18 protein-coding genes and 1 riboswitch are annotated in these 16,858 nt (G+C 71.8%); of the genes, 7 read left to right on the top strand and 11 right to left on the bottom strand.

All coding sequences use genetic code 11. From position 1 onward, the window contains the following. The coding region (locus tag UK12_RS24175; protein ID WP_045305224.1) for a WYL domain-containing protein at positions 1-368 on the top strand (368 nt) is incomplete at its 5' end. Between the two features lie 12 nt (positions 369-380). Here UK12_RS24175 and UK12_RS24170 read toward each other — a convergent pair. Then, the gene (locus UK12_RS24170) at positions 381-641 is read right to left on the bottom strand and encodes a hypothetical protein (protein WP_045305223.1); all 261 of its coding nucleotides are present in this window, start codon (positions 639-641) and stop codon (positions 381-383) included. A 98-nt stretch (positions 642-739) separates the two neighbouring features. Between UK12_RS24170 and UK12_RS24165 the strand changes: the two genes are divergently transcribed. Continuing rightward, entirely contained in the window at positions 740-2,374 is a 1,635-nt protein-coding gene (locus UK12_RS24165; protein WP_045305222.1) for a DNA repair helicase XPB, read from the top strand. A gap of 9 nt (positions 2,375-2,383) precedes the next feature. Here UK12_RS24165 and UK12_RS39980 read toward each other — a convergent pair whose 3' ends face one another. Then, complete coding sequence (locus UK12_RS39980) at positions 2,384-2,542, bottom strand: hypothetical protein (RefSeq protein WP_156178895.1); 159 nt, start codon at positions 2,540-2,542, stop codon at positions 2,384-2,386. A gap of 313 nt (positions 2,543-2,855) precedes the next feature. Here UK12_RS39980 and UK12_RS24160 point away from each other — a divergent pair, with 313 nt between their 5' ends. Next, positions 2,856-4,991: a HelD family protein gene (locus tag UK12_RS24160; RefSeq protein WP_045305221.1), complete on the top strand. Its 2,136-nt coding sequence runs from the start codon at positions 2,856-2,858 to the stop codon at positions 4,989-4,991. Positions 4,992-5,069: 78 nt separating this feature from the next. Here UK12_RS24160 and UK12_RS24155 read toward each other — a convergent pair whose 3' ends face one another. Then, entirely contained in the window at positions 5,070-5,756 is a 687-nt protein-coding gene (locus UK12_RS24155) for a copper homeostasis protein CutC (RefSeq protein ID WP_045305220.1), read from the bottom strand. Between the two features lie 229 nt (positions 5,757-5,985). Here UK12_RS24155 and UK12_RS24150 point away from each other — a divergent pair, with 229 nt between their 5' ends. After that, positions 5,986-6,621, top strand: coding sequence for an HD domain-containing protein (locus UK12_RS24150; RefSeq protein ID WP_045305232.1), 636 nt, complete (start codon positions 5,986-5,988; stop codon positions 6,619-6,621). A gap of 6 nt (positions 6,622-6,627) precedes the next feature. Here UK12_RS24150 and UK12_RS24145 read toward each other — a convergent pair whose 3' ends face one another. The 6 genes from UK12_RS24145 to thrC all read right to left on the bottom strand — a co-directional run bounded on the left by UK12_RS24145 (position 6,628) and on the right by thrC (position 12,196). After that, positions 6,628-6,984, bottom strand: a complete 357-nt coding sequence (locus UK12_RS24145) for a hypothetical protein (protein ID WP_045305219.1) — start codon at positions 6,982-6,984, stop codon at positions 6,628-6,630. Positions 6,985-7,003: 19 nt separating this feature from the next. Then, positions 7,004-7,660: a Uma2 family endonuclease gene (locus tag UK12_RS24140; protein WP_082119896.1), complete on the bottom strand. Its 657-nt coding sequence runs from the start codon at positions 7,658-7,660 to the stop codon at positions 7,004-7,006. A gap of 113 nt (positions 7,661-7,773) precedes the next feature. After that, the gene (gene groL, locus UK12_RS24135) at positions 7,774-9,396 is read right to left on the bottom strand and encodes a chaperonin GroEL (protein ID WP_045305218.1); all 1,623 of its coding nucleotides are present in this window, start codon (positions 9,394-9,396) and stop codon (positions 7,774-7,776) included. Between the two features lie 349 nt (positions 9,397-9,745). Then, positions 9,746-9,952: a cold-shock protein gene (locus UK12_RS24130; protein ID WP_045305217.1), complete on the bottom strand. Its 207-nt coding sequence runs from the start codon at positions 9,950-9,952 to the stop codon at positions 9,746-9,748. 627 nt (positions 9,953-10,579) lie between these two features. Further along, positions 10,580-10,858 carry a ubiquitin-like small modifier protein 1 gene (locus UK12_RS24125; protein WP_045305216.1) on the bottom strand — a complete coding sequence of 93 codons (279 nt, stop codon included), beginning with the start codon at positions 10,856-10,858 and terminating at the stop codon, positions 10,580-10,582. A gap of 60 nt (positions 10,859-10,918) precedes the next feature. After that, a complete protein-coding gene (gene thrC, locus UK12_RS24120; RefSeq protein ID WP_045305215.1) occupies positions 10,919-12,196 on the bottom strand; it encodes a threonine synthase in 1,278 nt (425 codons plus the stop codon). Positions 12,197-12,213: 17 nt separating this feature from the next. Then, a riboswitch (SAM riboswitch) is annotated at positions 12,214-12,345 on the bottom strand. Positions 12,346-12,499: 154 nt separating this feature from the next. Between thrC and UK12_RS24115 the strand changes: the two genes are divergently transcribed. Next, positions 12,500-13,507: a glucosyl-3-phosphoglycerate synthase gene (locus UK12_RS24115; protein WP_231591363.1), complete on the top strand. Its 1,008-nt coding sequence runs from the start codon at positions 12,500-12,502 to the stop codon at positions 13,505-13,507. A 161-nt stretch (positions 13,508-13,668) separates the two neighbouring features. After that, on the top strand, positions 13,669-15,156 hold the full coding sequence (locus UK12_RS24110; protein WP_045305214.1) for an alpha,alpha-trehalose-phosphate synthase (UDP-forming): 1,488 nt from the start codon (positions 13,669-13,671) through the stop codon (positions 15,154-15,156). A gap of 53 nt (positions 15,157-15,209) precedes the next feature. Here UK12_RS24110 and otsB read toward each other — a convergent pair whose 3' ends face one another. Next, the gene (gene otsB, locus UK12_RS24105; RefSeq protein ID WP_045305213.1) at positions 15,210-16,076 is read right to left on the bottom strand and encodes a trehalose-phosphatase; all 867 of its coding nucleotides are present in this window, start codon (positions 16,074-16,076) and stop codon (positions 15,210-15,212) included. Positions 16,077-16,138: 62 nt separating this feature from the next. Further along, complete coding sequence (locus UK12_RS24100) at positions 16,139-16,366, bottom strand: DUF3263 domain-containing protein (RefSeq protein ID WP_045305212.1); 228 nt, start codon at positions 16,364-16,366, stop codon at positions 16,139-16,141. A gap of 105 nt (positions 16,367-16,471) precedes the next feature. Between UK12_RS24100 and UK12_RS24095 the strand changes: the two genes are divergently transcribed. Then, a complete protein-coding gene (locus UK12_RS24095; RefSeq protein ID WP_045305211.1) occupies positions 16,472-16,825 on the top strand; it encodes a cupin domain-containing protein in 354 nt (117 codons plus the stop codon). Positions 16,826-16,858: the final 33 nt, after the last annotated feature.

Here is a 16,858-nt window from a genome sequence, read left to right as displayed (position 1 = left end):
ACGTCCTGCTGGGCGCCGCGATCAAGGCGGTGCGCGCGGGCGACCGGGCGGCCACCGCCGTCCGCAAGGAGACGGTGGCCGGCCCTGCCGCCACGCCGCAGCAGACCGGACCAGCCCGTACCGATCTGCGCCGGCTCCCGCGCACCGCCGCCGCCGACACGCTCGCCGCCCTGCAGACAGCCGTCCTGCTCGGCGAGCGGATGTGGATCGGCTACATCAACGCGGAGGGACTGGCCTCCCAGCGCGTCGTCGACCCGGTGAAGGTCGAGGGCGGCTTCGTGACGGCGTACGACCACCTCACGGACGAGGTGCGGACCTTCGCCCTGCACCGCATCACCGGAGTCGCCGAGGTGGACGAACCCGTCTGAGCCCGCGAGGACTCAGTGCTGGCCCTGCTGCTTCTGCTGCTCCTTGGCCTGCTGGTCCTTGGCGTGCTGCTCCTTGGCCTGCTGCACCATCTTGTTGGTGTCCGGCACCGAGAGGTCCTGGCCGCTGATCAGGCTGGCCGCCCCGAGCCCGAGGAACGCGAACGGTCCCCCGGTCTCGCCGATCCCGGCCAGGGCGTGGGCAGGGGTGGCGCTGGCCGCGAACGCGGCACCGGACAGGAGAACAGCGGAGAGAACCCGCTTCGGCGTCTTCATGCCCGACTCAACGACGGCCCGGGGAACGAGTCACGTGCTTTGGGCCGAGTGCGGGACACTGGAAAGTCTGCGACAGGACCAACGGAGGGTTGCACCGCGTGAACGACGGACCGCTCATCGTCCAGAGCGACAAGACGCTGCTGCTGGAGATCGACCACCCGAAGGCCGCCGACTGCCGTCGGGTGATCGCTCCCTTCGCGGAGCTGGAGCGCGCCCCCGAGCACGTGCACACCTACCGGGTCACCCCGCTCGGCCTGTGGAACGCCAGGGCCGCCGGGCACGACGCCGAGCAGGTCGTGGACGCGCTGGTGACCTACTCCCGCTACCCGGTGCCGCACGCGCTGCTGGTGGACATCGCCGACACCATGGCCCGCTACGGCCGCCTCCAGCTCTCCAAGCACCCGGTGCACGGACTGGTGCTGACCACCACCGACCGCCCGGTGCTGGAGGAGGTGCTGCGCTCCAAGCGGATCGCCCCGCTGGTCGGCGCCAGGATCGACCCGGACACCGTGGTCGTGCACCCCTCCGAGCGCGGCCAGATCAAGCAGGTGCTGCTCAAGCTGGGCTGGCCCGCCGAGGACCACGCCGGGTACGTGGACGGCGAGGCGCACCCGATCGACCTGGCGGAGGACGGCTGGCAGCTGCGTCCCTACCAGCGGCAGGCCGTCGAGGGCTTCTGGCACGGCGGCAGCGGCGTGGTCGTGCTGCCCTGCGGCGCGGGCAAGACGCTGGTCGGCGCGGCGGCGATGGCGGAGGCCAAGTCGACCACGCTGATCCTGGTCACCAACACCGTCTCGGCCCGGCAGTGGAAGCACGAGCTGGTCAAACGGACCTCGCTGACCGAGGACGAGATCGGCGAGTACAGCGGGACGAAGAAGGAGATCCGCCCGGTCACCATCGCCACGTACCAGGTGATGACCACCAAGCGGAAGGGCGTCTACGCGCACCTGGAGCTGTTCGACGCCCGCAACTGGGGCCTGGTGGTCTACGACGAGGTGCACCTGCTGCCGGCGCCGGTCTTCAAGTTCACCGCCGACCTGCAGGCCAGGCGGCGGCTCGGGCTGACCGCGACCCTGGTCCGCGAGGACGGCCGCGAGGGCGACGTCTTCTCGCTGATCGGACCCAAGCGCTTCGACGCGCCGTGGAAGGAGATCGAGGCCCAGGGCTACATCGCCCCGGCCGACTGCTGCGAGGTCCGGGTCACGCTCACCGACTCCGAGCGCCTCTCGTACGCGACCGCCGAGCCCGAGGAGCGCTACCGCTTCTGCTCGACCACGGCGACCAAGCGCCGGGTGGTGGAGTCCCTGGTCAGGAAGCACAAGAACGACCAGACCCTGATCATCGGCCAGTACATCGACCAGCTGGACGAGCTCGGCGAGGCCCTGGACGCACCCGTGATCAAGGGCGAGACCAGCAACACCCAGCGCGAGAAGCTCTTCGAGGCGTTCCGGAACAAGGAGATCAGCGTGCTGGTGGTCTCCAAGGTGGCCAACTTCTCCATCGACCTGCCGGAGGCGACCGTCGCCATCCAGGTCTCCGGGACCTTCGGATCCCGCCAGGAGGAGGCCCAGCGCCTCGGCCGGGTCCTGCGGCCCAAGGCGGACGGCCATGCGGCGCACTTCTACTCGGTGGTGGCCCGCGACACCGTGGACCAGGACTTCGCCGCGCACCGGCAGCGCTTCCTGGCCGAACAGGGCTACGCGTACCGGATCATCGACGCGGACGACGTGTAGCGCACCGGGTCACAGCTTGACGCCGTCGCGCCCCAGGAAGACCACCCGCGCGGCGGTGTCGAGCATGATCCCCATGTTGCGGACGGCCTGTGCCATCGGGTTGCGGCGGCGGTTGTCGGTGGCGGTGCTTCCGGTGGGCCTGTGCTGCCTGATCCGTTCGGTGTTCATGCCTCAACCGTAGGTTTCCGGCCACCGCCGGGACATCAGCCCAAAGTGCGCAGTGGCCAGGCCCTCCGTCCTTCTTCCGGTGTACGGCACCCCTACGTCCCGGCGTACGGCAACCCTGAGTCGGACCGACCGGAAAATGATTAGCGCCGGATCCGGGACCGGTCTATGATCGCCGGTCTGCCCCTCCCGAAACGTGGTGCCAGTCGTCGGCAGCCGTGGGAGTACCGTCCGCTCGGCAACCGGCCGGTGTCCTTCGCTGTGAGCTAACGACGAGTCCGCTGCCCCGCCACGAGGGCAGCCGGGAAGGTTCGCTGTGCACGCCCCCACCGACCACCGGCCCACCGACCCCCTGCAGCGCGAACGCGACCATCTGGCCGCCTCCCGGGCCGCGCTGACGGCGATGCGCGAGGACGTCGAGTCCCTCGACCTGCGCGACGTCACCGGCACCTGGGTCTCCGCCGCCGTCCTGCAGAACCAGGTCGAGCTGCGCATCGCGGCCCTGGCCGACCTCGCCCACACCCCGCTGTTCTTCGGCCGCCTGGACTACCTGCACGCCATCAGCGAGGAGCTGGTAACAGGAGGGGCCGCGCGAAGCGCGCCGAGCAAGGGTGGTGGCGGGCGACGGGAGGGCGGCAGCGGCGAGCGGTTCTACATCGGGCGCAGGCACGTGCACGACGCGGGCGGCGACCCGATGGTGATCGACTGGCGCGCGCCGGTCTCCCAGCCGTTCTACCGGGCCAGCCGCACCGACCCGATGGACGTCGAGCGCCGACGCCGATTCGGTTACACCGGCGGTGAGTTGACCGCGTACGAGGACGAGAACCTCACCGACCCGGCCGCCGAGACGTTCACCGGCTCCGCCGGGGGCTCCACCGCCTCCGCCCTGCTCGCGGCCGAGATCGAGAAGCCCCGCGTCGGCCCGATGCGCGACATCGTCGCCACCATCCAGCCCGAGCAGGACGAGATCGTCCGCGCCGACATCACCGGCACGGTCTGCGTCCAGGGCGCGCCCGGCACCGGGAAGACCGCCGTCGGCCTGCACCGGGTCGCGTACCTGCTGTACGCGCACCGCGAGCGGCTCGCCCGGACCGGCACCCTGGTGATCGGGCCGAACCGCTCGTTCCTCCACTACATCGAGCAGGTCCTGCCCGCCCTCGGCGAGTTGGACGTGGCACAGGCCACCGTCCAGGAGCTGGTCGACCACGTCGAGGTCCGCGGCACGGACACCGTCGAGGCGGCCACCGTCAAGGGCGACCCCAGGATGGCCGAGGTGCTGCGCCGCGCGGTCCGGGCCGGGATCAGCCTGCCGACCGAGCCCTGCGTGGTGGTCCGGGGCTCCCGCCGCTGGCGCGTACCCGCCTACGAACTGGTCGAGATCATCGAGGAGTTGAAGGGCCGCGAGATCCGCTACGGCGCGGCCGGGGAGGCCCTGCCGCAGCGCATCGCGCACGCCGTCCTGCTGAAGATGGAGCAGGGCGGCGAGGCCCCCGACGACCGGGTGCAGGACGCGGTCGCCCGCAACACGGCGGTCAAGGCGGTGGTCAAGCAGTGCTGGCCGCCGGTCGACCCGGCCAAGCTGGTCCACCGGCTGCTCACCGACGCGGAGTTCCTCGCCGAGTGCGCGGACGGCATCCTGGACGCCGGGGAGCAGGCCGCGGTCCTCCGGTCGAAGCCCGGACGTTCCCTGCGCACCGCGCCGTGGACCCCGGCCGACGCCGTCCTCGTCGACGAGGCCGCCGACCTGGTGCAGCGCACCCCCTCGCTCGGGCACGTCGTGGTGGACGAGGCGCAGGACCTCTCCCCCATGCAGTACCGGGCCGTCGGCCGCCGCTGCTCCACCGGCTCCGCCACCATCCTCGGCGACCTCGCCCAGGGCACCACCCCCTGGGCGACCGGCAGTTGGCCCGAGGCACTGCACCACCTCGGCAAGTCCACCGCCCACATCGAGGAGCTCACCACCGGCTTCCGGGTGCCCGAGGAGGTCATCGCGTACGCCTCCCGGCTGCTCCCGGCGATCGCCCCGGGGCTGGCCCCCGCCACCTCGATCCGCGACACCCCCGGCGCGCTGGCGGTCGAGCACGTCCAGGACGGGCTGACCGAGGCCGTGGTCGAGAGCTGCCGCAAGGCCCTGGCCCGCGAGGGCTCCACCGGTCTGATCACCGCCGACGCCCGTATCCCGCTGCTCGCCGAGGCGCTCGCCGAGGCCGGGCTGCCCTTCCTCGATCCCGGCACCGAGACCAGCAGCGAGGCCCGGCTGACGCTGGTCCCGGCCTCGCTCGCCAAGGGTCTCGAGTACGACTACGTGGTCCTGGACGAGCCGGCCGCCGTGCTCGCGGGCGAGCCGGACGAGCGCACCGGCCTGCGCCGTCTGTACGTCGCCCTGACCCGAGCGGTCTCGGGGCTCACGGTGCTGCACTCCGAGCCCCTGCCGGAGCAGTTGACGGGGTAGGCGTCACCCGCAGGGGCACGCGGCCGTGTGCGGACGGCACCGGCCGCGCGCCCCTGCGACCGAGGGTGTTCAGGCGTCTCAGGCGTCGATCAGGGTGCGCCATGCGGCGACCCTGGCGGCCTCGACCGGGGAGGTCCAGCCGTTGCCGCGGACCGCGCCGCCGACGTGGAAGGCGTCGAAACCGGCCGCCCGCAGCTCCGGGACGTGTTCGGCGCGCAGGCCGCCGCCGACCAGGATCCCCTGGCGGTAGCCCGGCTCACCGGACTTGGCCAGCTCCCCCAGCAGGACCCCCAGGCCGGCCTTCACCCCGGCGGCCGCACCGGAGGTCAGGAAGGTGTCCAGGCCGGGCAGTTCGCCCACCGCGGCGCGGACGGCGGACCGGTCGGCGCTGTGGTCGAGGGCGCGGTGGAAGGTCCACCGGCAGCCCTCGACGGCCGTCGCGACCACGGTGGTCGCGGCCAGGTCCACGGCACCGTCGGCGCCCAGGAACCCGAACACGAACTCCTCGGCGCCCTCGGCCCGCAGCGCGGCGACGCGGGCGAGCAGTTCGTCCAGGTCCCCCGGCGCGAAGCCGTCGCGGATCCGCAGCATCACCCGCAGCGGGACGGAGACGGCGGCCCGGATGGCGGCGAAGTCGGCCACCGAGGGGGTCAGTCCGTCGGCAGCCATGTCGGTGACCAGTTCGAGACGGTCGGCGCCACCGGACTCGGCGGCCTGGGCATCCTGCGCCGTCAGCGCGATGACTTCGAGAATTGGTCTAGACATATCGCTACCTTGCCATATGCCCCGCCCGCCCGGCGAGCCCCCTGCCGCCCCGGCGGGCGATGCGGGCTGCAACCGGAGCGGCCGCCAGGAGGGGTCCCGGAACAGCGGGGTGTGCAGCTCCGTCGGGCCGAGCCCGGCCGGCCCGGGGCGGACGAATCCCCCGAGCACCCACGGCACCGCCGCCCGGCCCGGCCTTCACGCCGTCAGCCCGCACCGCCACAATGACCGCATGCCGACCGAAGCCCCTGCGCTGCTCGACCGCTGGAACGCCCTGCTGATCCGCTGCGGTGCCACCGCCGACCCCGCGCCGTACGGGCGCGAGCTGCTGGGGCGCTGGGCCGAGCCCCAGCGCCGGTACCACACCACGGCGCACCTGACGGCGGTGCTCGACCACATCGACGCACTGGCCGGGCACGCCGAGGACCCGGACGCCGTCCTGCTGGCGGCCTGGTTCCACGACGCGGTCTACCGCCCCGACCGGTCCGAGAACGAGGAGCGCAGCGCCCGGTTGGCCGCCCGCGCGCTGCGCGAGGCTGGCCTGGCCGAGGAGTTGACCGCCGAGGTGGTCCGGCTGGTCCTGCTCACCGTCACCCACCACCCCGAATCCGGTGACCGCAACGGCGACGTGCTCTGCGACGCCGACCTGGCCGTACTCGGCGGCCCGCCGGAGGCGTACGCGGCCTACGCGGCGGCGGTACGCGAGGAGTACGGTTTCGTCCCCGACGACGCCTTCCGGTCCGGACGGGCCGCCGTCCTACGGCAGTTGCTCGACCTGTCCGCCCTCTACCGCACCCCGGCGGCCCGGGAGCGGTTCGACACCCGGGCCCGCGCCAACCTCTCCGCCGAACTCACCGCACTGACCTGAGCGGTCTCATGTGAGCCGTCCGACCGGGGCCACCACGGTGGCGTTCTTGCCGCAGGCCCAGTGCGGCTCCGACCCCAGCTCGGGTTCCACGCTCAGCGCGTGCGGGTCGCCCTCGGCCGCGCAGGCGGTGCACAGCGGCCAGCGCCCGTACGCCTCCAGCAGCGCGTCCTGCACGTCCTGGGCCAGCAGCCCGAGGACGAACTCCGCCCCGTCCGGCCACTGCTCCAGCCACCAGCGGCGGTGCGTCACGGCCTTCTCGACCATCGAGACCACCTCCGCCTCGGCCACGTCCCGGGCGGTGAGGTCGGCGAGGATCAGGGCGCGGGCGGCGTGCAGTGCGGTTTCGATGTCAGAACTGGCCATCCACCCATTGTCCCGCAGGTCAGCTCGGCACAGGGAAGCCCTCGGTGTTCAACTCGACGCCGAACGGCTCCGGCAGGCTGACCGGCTTGCCGAAAGGCGTACGGAGACTCTGCCGGTACGCACCGTTGTGGGGCTCGGAGAACAGCGTGACCGTCGGACCGGGCTCGTCGAAACGGTCGATCAGCAGGTAGAGCGGGACCGGGGCATGGGCATAGCCCCAGAGCTTCTTCGTCCGGTCGTGCCGGGCCGTGCTCCGTGAGGTGATCTCGACCGCCAGCAGCACGTCGGCGGCGTCAACCGGACCGTCCTCGTCCACCGCGAGGACAGCGGTGTCCACGACCACCAGATCCGGGATGTAGAGCATCTCCAGCCGGGCGATCTGCGTGCCGAGCGTCTGGAACACCTCAACGTCGTCCGGCAGGCACCGGACCAGCGCCCGGTGGACCCGTGCGGCGATCAGGTTGTGACCCGTGTTCGGCGGTGGCACCAAGACGATCTGCCCTCCCTCGATCTCGGCGCGCCAGCCCTCGGGAACGTCCAGTTCCCGCCAGGTGTCCAACAGGTAGGACCACTGCGGGTCCGACCCGACTGCCACGGCCGTCACCACCGACCCCCCTTCCTCGTGACGCTGCTCGTCCTCAAGGTAGTCCGACTCGAAGTGGCCGACGGCGTTCATGCGCCCAGCGTGCCACGGACGAGTGAACGCGGGGCGGGAACGCCGCGAGGGCGGCCTCCCCGCAGTGGGGAGACCGCCCTCGCAGACGATCAGAACTCGCCGATCCCGGGGGATCAGAAGTCCATGTCACCGCCCGGCATGCCGCCGCCGGCGGCCGCAGCGGCCTTCTCCGGCTTGTCGGCGATGACGGCCTCGGTGGTGAGGAAGAGCGCCGCGATGGAGGCGGCGTTCTGCAGCGCGGAGCGGGTGACCTTGGCCGGGTCGATGATGCCCGACGCGATCAGGTCGACGTACTCGTTGGTGGCGGCGTTCAGGCCGTGACCGGCGGGGAGGTTGCGGACCTTCTCCACCACGACGCCGCCCTCGAGGCCGGCGTTGGTCGCGATCTGCTTGATCGGGGCCTCCAGCGCCACGCGGACGATGTTGGCACCGGTGGCCTCGTCGCCGTCCAGCTCCAGCTTGTCGAAGGCGACACTGGCCTGCAGCAGCGCGACGCCACCACCGGCGACGATGCCCTCCTCGACGGCGGCCTTCGCGTTGCGGACGGCGTCCTCGATGCGGTGCTTGCGCTCCTTGAGCTCGACCTCGGTGGCCGCGCCGGCCTTGATGACGGCCACGCCGCCGGCCAGCTTGGCGAGGCGCTCCTGGAGCTTCTCGCGGTCGTAGTCCGAGTCGCTGTTCTCGATCTCGGCACGGATCTGGTTGACGCGACCGGCGACCTGGTCGCTGTCGCCGCCACCGTCGACGATGGTCGTCTCGTCCTTGGTGATGACGACCTTGCGGGCGGTGCCCAGCAGGTCCAGACCGGCGTTCTCCAGCTTGAGGCCGACCTCCTCGGAGATGACGGTGCCACCGGTGAGGATGGCGATGTCGCCGAGCATGGCCTTGCGGCGGTCACCGAAGCCCGGGGCCTTGACGGCGACGGACTTGAAGGTGCCACGGATCTTGTTCACGACCAGGGTCGACAGGGCCTCGCCCTCGACGTCCTCGGCGATGATGACGAGCGGCTTGCCGCTCTGCATGACCTTCTCCAGCAGCGGGAGCAGGTCCTTGACCGAGCCGATCTTGGAGTTGGCGATCAGGATGTACGGGTCCTCGAAGGACGCCTCCATCCGCTCCAGGTCGGTGGCGAAGTAGGCGGAGATGTAGCCCTTGTCGAAGCGCATGCCCTCGGTGAGCTCGAGCTCCAGGCCGAAGGTGTTGCTCTCCTCGACGGTGATGACACCTTCCTTGCCGACCTTGTCCATGGCCTCGGCGATGAGCTCGCCGATCTGGGTGTCGGCGGCGGAGATGGAGGCGGTGGAGGCGATCTGCTCCTTGGTCTCCACGTCCTTGGCCTGGGCCAGCAGCTGGTCCGAGACGGCGGCGACGGCCTTCTCGATGCCGCGCTTCAGGGCCATCGGGTTGGCGCCGGCGGCGACGTTGCGCAGACCCTCGCGGACGAGCGCCTGGGCGAGCACGGTGGCGGTGGTGGTGCCGTCACCCGCGACGTCGTCGGTCTTCTTGGCGACCTCCTTGACGAGCTCCGCGCCGATCTTCTCGTAGGGGTCCTCGAGCTCGATCTCCTTGGCGATGGAGACACCGTCGTTGGTGATCGTGGGGGCGCCCCACTTCTTCTCAAGGACGACGTTGCGGCCCTTGGGGCCCAGCGTCACCTTGACGGCGTCGGCAAGCTGGTTCATGCCGCGCTCAAGGCCGCGGCGAGCTTCCTCGTCAAACGCGATGATCTTGGCCATCGGAAGTGGTCCTCCAGGACACGGTCGACTGCTCGGACCGAGAGGTGCCCGCGACGGACGGCCCTGCGAGCGTGGGGCCTTTCCCCTGCGCTCCCTGGGGCCTCACCGACCCGGTCCGTTTGTCACTCTCAAGCTGAGAGTGCTAACGCCAATGATTAGCACTCTGGGGTATCGAGTGCAAGCCCAATGCGGCAGTGTCGACCGGCAGTCGGTGACCGGTCAGCTGGCGGTCGGCCCCCGGACCCCGCAGACGGCAGTGGACCCGTACGACGGGCGTCGTACGGGTCCACTGCTCGAACAGAGTGAGCGCCAGCTCGTGACCGAGCCGAGGGCTCCGCAGGTCGGAAGGTCAGACCGCAGCGTTGCGGACCATGTCCGCCTGCGGACCCTTCTGCCCCTGGGAGATCTCGAACTCGACCCGCTGGCCCTCCTCGAGGGTGCGGTAGCCGTCCATCTGGATCGCGCTGTAGTGGACGAACACGTCCGCACCACCGTCGACCGCGATGAAGCCGTAGCCCTTCTCCGCGTTGAACCACTTGACGGTGCCCTGAGCCATTCCGAACTCCCCTTGTGCTGTGCTGGCCCTTCACGGACCCGCAGGTTGCGGGCCCAGGCTGGTAGGCCGGCCCGAGGGAACCCCCCCTGGGCACAGCCGTGCACGTCGCAAACCGCCGCCGTTTCCCGGGAGTTGCCGGTTCGACGGGTGATTGCGTACGACCGCCGCTGAATGTATCCGGACAGACGCCCTCTGCAACAGGCCCAACTTCCCGGAATTCCACCCGGAAGCTTTCGGGTGTCGCGGGATAAAAGCGGCAGAATGCGCCAATTCCCGCCGGGCATAATGGACGAAGAGTCGCAAATCGCCGGTAAATTTCTGACGTCGTCCTGACATCTTCTGCCGTGGACTGCCCGAGGTCCGTCTCAGCGGCCGGAAGAGCCTTGCGTATGCGATCGGCTGGCGGAGCGTCAGTCGCAGGCCGGTCCGGGGCCTCGCTCCCGAGATGTGGCCGACGGGGGAGTACGCCGACACCTGCGCACTTTACCGCCACTTGAGAGCGCCCTTTTCCACCGGCACGCCAAGAGCCGCCAACCGGCACGGAAATAAACATTCCAGGCCCGTCGGCGGCTCCCGGTGTGCTAGCGGCGACCGGGTCCGCAGGTGTGCGGAGTCGGCGCCGGGGGTTCAGCAGCCGCCGGCCACCGCGGGGATGACCGAGACGGACGAACCGTCCTTGATCTCGGTCTCCAGGCCCTGGTCGAAGCGCACGTCGTCGTCGTTGACGTAGACGTTGACGAAGCGGCGCAGCTTGCCCGCGTCGTCCAGGATCCGGGCGGCGATGCCGGGGTGGCTGGCGTCCAGGTCGGCGATGACGGCGGCCAGGGTCGCGCCCTCGGCGGTCACCTCGGCGGCGCCGCCGGTGTAGGTGCGCAGGATGGTCGGGATACGGACGGATGCGCTCATGGTGCGAAGCTCCTAGGTGGTGGGTCGGGGGGCGCCGGGCGGGCCGGAGCGGCGTCGGACTCAGGCCAGGCCGGCGGCGCGGAAGGAGTCCAGCGTCGGGCGGATGGTGGCGGTCAGACCCGCGTCGGACACCGCGTCCAGGGTCTTCAGGCCGTCGCCGGTGTTGATCGCGACGGTCTCCTTGGCCGGGTCCAGCTGTCCGGTCTCGACCAGCTTCTTCAGCACGCCGACGGTCACCCCGCCGGCGGTCTCGGCGAAGATGCCCTCGGTGCGGGCCAGCAGCTTGATCGCGGCCACCACCTCGGCGTCGGTGACGTCCTCGACCGCACCGCCGGTGCGGCGGGCGATGTCCAGCACGTACGGGCCGTCGGCCGGGTTGCCGATCGCCAGCGACTTCGCGATGGTGTCCGGCTTGACCGGGCGGATCACGTCGTGGCCCGCCTTGAAGGCGGCGGAGACCGGGGAGCAGCCCTCGGCCTGGGCGCCGAAGATCCGGTACGGCCGGTCCTCGACCAGGCCGAGCCTGATCAGCTCCTGCAGCCCCTTGTCGATCTTGGTGAGCTGGGAGCCCGAGGCGATCGGGATGACGATCTGCTCCGGCAGCCGCCAGCCGAGCTGCTCGCAGATCTCGTACGCCAGGGTCTTGGAGCCCTCGCCGTAGTACGGGCGCAGGTTGACGTTGACGAAGCCCCAGCCCTCGCCGGCCGGGTCGCCGATCAGCTCGGAGCAGAACCGGTTCACATCGTCGTAGTTGCCCTCGATGCCGACCAGTTCGCCGCCGTAGACACCGGCCATCACGACCTTGCCCTGCTCCAGGTCGTGCGGGATGAACACGCAGGACTTGAACCCGGCCCGGGCCGCCGCCGCGCCCACCGCGCCGGCCAGGTTGCCGGTCGAGGAGCAGGACAGGGTGGTGAAGCCGAAGGCGCGGGCGGCCTCGATGGCGCAGGCGACCACCCGGTCCTTGAAGGAGTGGGTCGGGTTGCCGGAGTCGTCCTTGATGTGCAGCTGTGCGGTGAAGCCCAGCTCGCGGCCCAGGTTGTCGGCCTTGACCAGCGGGGTCCAGCCGGGGTTCAGGTTGGGCTTGCCGGCCACGTCGGCCGGGACGGGCAGCAGCGGTGCGTAGCGCCAGATGCTGGCGGGGCCCGCCTCGATCCGCTCGCGCAGCTGCTCGGCCTGGTAGGAGTCGAAGTCGTAGGCGATCTCCAGCGGGCCGAAGCACTCCAGGCAGGCGAAACTGGGACCGAGGGGGAACCGGGTGCCGCACTCGCGACAGGACAGCGCGGCGGCAGGGCCGAGGTCGACGGTCGCAACGGGTGCTTGGGTAGCGGTAGCCATGATGGCGGAGGCCTCTCTCCTCATCTTCCCCGTGACGCGGCTGCGTCACAGGCCGGAATTGGCACCTGTCCCGCCGGGGCCTGTGACCGCCGGGCGAGAAGGTTGCCGGGACGTCAACGGGCCGTTCCCTCAGTCCCTCTGGATGAGCTCTGTGAAGTTGTGGTCACGCTGCCGGGCCGACCCCGATGTGCGCAGGTCCGGCCGAGTTACGAAGACTGTAGCCGAAGGTGTCAAGCTCGAACGGGGACGTCCGACACGCGAGATGAACCTGACCGTTTCCGCCCGAACACGAGGAGCGACACCGTGCCCGACCAGCTGACCGAGGCCCTCCTGCCGGAGGTGGAGCGCTGGCTGCGCCGCCACTCCTGGACGGCCGCCGACCGTCCCGTCGAGGCCCTGCTGGCGGCCAAGCGGGCGGCGGGCCGGGCCGGCTCCGTCAGCGTGGTGCTGCCCGCACTGGACGAGGAACCGACGGTCGGCGAGATCGTCCGGGTGATCCGGCGCGAACTGATGGAACGGCTCCCGCTGGTCGACGAGTTGGTGGTGGTCGACTCCGGCTCGGTGGACCGGACCGCCGAACTGGCCGCCGCCGCCGGCGCCCGGGTGGTGCACCGCGACGACATCCTGCCCCGAATACCCACCGTGCCGGGCAAGGGCGAGGTGCTCTGGCGCTCGCTGCTGGCGACCACCGGCGAGATCGTCTGCTTCATCGACGCGGACCTGCGCGAGTTCGACCCGGCCTTCGTCACGGGGATCGTCGGACCGCTGCTCACCGACCCCGGCATCCAGCTGGTCAAGGCGATGTACGACCGGCCGCTGGAGACCGAGGGCGCCGTCGTACCGGCCGGCGGCGGCCGGGTCACCGAGCTGGTCGCGCGTCCGCTGCTCAACCTGCACTGGCCGCAGCTGGCCGGGTTCGTCCAGCCGCTGGGCGGGGAGTACGCGGCCCGGCGCTCACTGCTGGAGCGGCTGCACTTCCCGACCGGGTACGGGGTCGAGCTCGGCCTGCTGGTGGACGCCCTGGACGAGGTCGGCCTCGACGCCCTGGCGCAGGTGGACGTCGGCGTCCGGCACCACCGCCACCAGGACGGCCAGGCGCTCGGCCGGATGGCCGCCACCATCTACCGCACGGCCCTGGAACGCCTCGACCGGACCCACCGCCTCAAGGCCGCGGACGACCTGGTCCACCCGCACCTCACCCAGTTCACCCGGGCCTCCCGGTCCCGCGAATTCACCCCGCACACCCACCCGGTCACGGCCCTCGAACGCCCTCCGATGCTCAGCGTTCCCGAATACCGGGACCGGGGTTAGCCCGCAGGGGCGCGGGGAACCACGCGAATCGGGAGGCACCTGCGGCCCGGTGCCGTCCGCTTCGCGCGGTTCGCCGTGCCCCCGATCCGTTCACCCTTGCTCCTGACGGGTGGCCCGACCCGAAGGGTTTCCGGTGCCCCGGGCCCGGCAAGGTTCAAGGCATGGGCGATCTCGCGACCGAACGTTCGAATCCGACCGGCAGGGCCCCGATCCTGGTGGCCTCGAACCGCGGCCCGGTGTCCTTCACCCTCGAGGACGACGGCTCGCTGACCCTGCGCCGAGGCGGCGGCGGCCTGGTCTCCGGGCTCTCCGCGATCGACGATCCGTCGTCCGTCTGGGTCTGCGCGGCGCTCGGCGACGCCGACCGCGCGGCGACCCGCCGGTCCCCCGACGGCCGGCTCGACCTGGGCGGCTTCGAGGTCGGCGGCCAGGCCGTCCGGATGCTCGACATCGATCCCGGCACCTTCGGCCGCGCCTACAACGGCATCGCCAACTCCAGTCTGTGGTTCGTCCACCACCTGCTGTACGACACCCCCGTCTCGCCGCTCTTCGACGACCGGTTCCGCCGCGAGTGGGAGTCCTACGGCGTGTACAACTCCGCCTTCGCCCAGGCGCTGGCCGCCGAGGCAGCCCCCGGCGCGGCGGTGCTCGTCCAGGACTACCACCTCTCCCTGGTGCCGACCCAGCTCCGCGCGTTCCGCCCCGACCTGCGCATCGGGCACTTCTCGCACACCCCGTGGGCCCCGCCCGAGTACTACCGGATGCTGCCGGACGATGTCGCCGAGGCAGTGCTCACGGGCATCCTCGGCGCCGACCGGGCGGCGTTCCTGACCCTCCGGTGGGCGCTCGCCTTCGCCGACTGCTGCGAGGCGGTGCTCGGCGCGACGGTGGACCGGGACGCCCTCACCGTCACCTGTGCCGGGCGCACCACCCGACTCGGCGTCCACGGCCTCGGCGCCGACGCGGACTTCCTCCGCTCGCGCTCCCACCAGCCGGACGTGGACGCCCGGCTGGCCACCCTGCGCGAGGCGGTCGGCCACTCGGCGGACGGGGCGCCGCGCCGGACCGTCGTGCGGGTGGACCGCACCGAGCTGAGCAAGAACATCGTCCGCGGCCTGCTCGCCTACCGGCACCTGCTCCGCACCCGCCCCGAGTGGCAGGACCGGGTGGTGCACGTCGCCTTCGCCTACCCCTCGCGCCACGACCTGCCCGAGTACCGCGAGTACACGGCCGCCGTCCGGCGCGTCGCGCAGGAGATCGACGACGAGTTCCGGACGGCCACCTGGCAGCCGCTGATCCTGCACGTCAACGACGACTTCCCGCGCTCGCTGGCCGCCTACCGGCTCGCCGACGTGGCCCTGGTCAACCCGATCAGGGACGGCATGAACCTGGTCGCCAAGGAGGTCCCGGTGGTCTCCGACGCGGGCTGTGCCCTGGTGCTCTCCCGCGAGGCCGGCGCCTATGCCGAACTCGCCGACGACGCCATCACGGTGAACCCGTACGACATCGTCGCCACCGCCGAGGCCCTGCACCAGGGCCTGACCATGCCTGCCGACGAACGCGCGGACCGCACCAAGCGACTGGCCGCCGCCTCCACCGCGCTCCCGCCCCGGCAGTGGTTCCTGGACCAGCTGCACGCCCTGGGCTGAGGCGCCTCCTTCGGAGACCCGCCCGCGGGCCCGCGCGGTCGGCGCCGACCGGCTCAGCGCGCCGGGCCGATCCGGTCGGCCAACTCGGCCAGCAGCGCGACCAGTCCGGCCGGGCCCGGCACCAACAGGTCGGCCCGGTCAGCGAGTTCACCGACCTGCGGTTCGCCCGCCACCGTCCCGCCGCTGCACACCAGCAGTCCGGGCCGGCCGTCCGTACGGCGCTTCTCGACGGTCGCGTACGCGGGCAGATCGCCGAGGTCGTCCCCGGCGTACAGCACCGCGCCGACGGCCGGACGTTCGGTGAGGAAGGCGGTCAGCGCCGCGCCCTTGTCCACCCCGGGCGGGCGCAACTCCAGGACGTAGCGGCCGGGTTCGACCATCAGGCCGTGGGTGGCGGCGAGCCGCTCCAGCGGTTCGCGGAGCAGGTCGAGCGCGGCGCCGGGGGCGTCGGTACGACGGGTGTGGACGCCCAGTGCGCGGCCCTTGTCCTCCACCCAGGTACCGGGGTGGGCACCCGCCCGCTCCAGCACCCGGGGGAGTTCGGCCCGGGCGGCGGCGACGCCGGCCGGCGGTTCGGGGGCGGTCAGCTCACCGGTGGCGGCCTCCCAGCGTTCGGCGCCGTACTGGCCGAGCACGGTGAGGTGTTCGAGCCCGGGGACGCCCGCGAAGCCGCCGTACCGCGCGGCGACGGCGGCCGGCCGGCCGGTCACCACGACCACCGCGCCGACCAGCGGGGCCAGCCTGGAGAGCACGGCCACCGCCTCGGGATGGGCACGCGCCTGCTCGGGGTCGGGGACGATCGGGGCCAGGGTCCCGTCGAAGTCGAGGGCGATCACGGCCTCGGCGGGCGCCGCCAACAGGGCCGCCAGGCCCGCGCGTCCGGCCGGGGTACTCGGTGCCGACTGCTCAGTCATACCCATGCCCAGACCCTACCCAGCCCGGGCGCATCCACCGCCGGCCGCGCGCCGAACCTCGCCGGGCCCTACCGCTCCGCGCGCTTGGCCGCCCGGATCCGGCGGAGCCGGTTGATCAGCACCGGGTCGTGTGCGAGCGCCTCCTGCCGGTCCAGCAGGCCGTTCAGCAGCTGGTAGTACCGGGTTGCCGAGAGGTCGAGCTCCTCCCGGATGGCGCGCTCCTTGGCACCCGCCGTCCGCCACGGCCGGGCCTCCAGTGCGAGCACCGCCAGTTCACGTTCACTCAGAGCGGCCACCGCACCCACCTCGCCTCGGACTCGCTACGAAGTGTCATTCTGCCCGGCCGCTCGGACACACTCTGCCGTCCCCACCGGACCCGCCGCCCGGCTAGCGTCGGTGCCATGACCAACAGCTTCGCTCTGCACATTCCCGACCTCGACCTCGAACCCGAGCCGCTCGGCCCCGACCAGATCGTCTCCGGCACCCCGGAGGTCACCGGCAAGGTGCTCTGGGAGTCCGAGGACGGCCGCCGGCTGCACGGGGTCTGGCAGATCACCCCGGGCGTGGTGACCGACGTCGAGGCGGACGAGCTGTTCGTGGTGGTGAGCGGGCGCGCCACGGTCGAGATCGAGGGCGGGCCGACCCTGAACGTCGGCCCGGGTGACTTCGCCGTCCTGCGCGAGGGCGACCGCACCACCTGGACCGTCCACGAGACCCTGCGCAAGGCGTACTCGATCACCCTCGGCACCGGCTGAGCCCGGCGGTTCCCCTGGGGCCCGGCCGGCCGG

The organism is Saccharothrix sp. ST-888, assembly GCF_000955975.1.
Lineage (GTDB): Bacteria > Actinomycetota > Actinomycetes > Streptomycetales > Streptomycetaceae > Kitasatospora.
The sequence above is the reverse complement of the archived record's forward strand: the minus strand, read 5'-3'. Positions and strand labels throughout refer to the sequence as shown.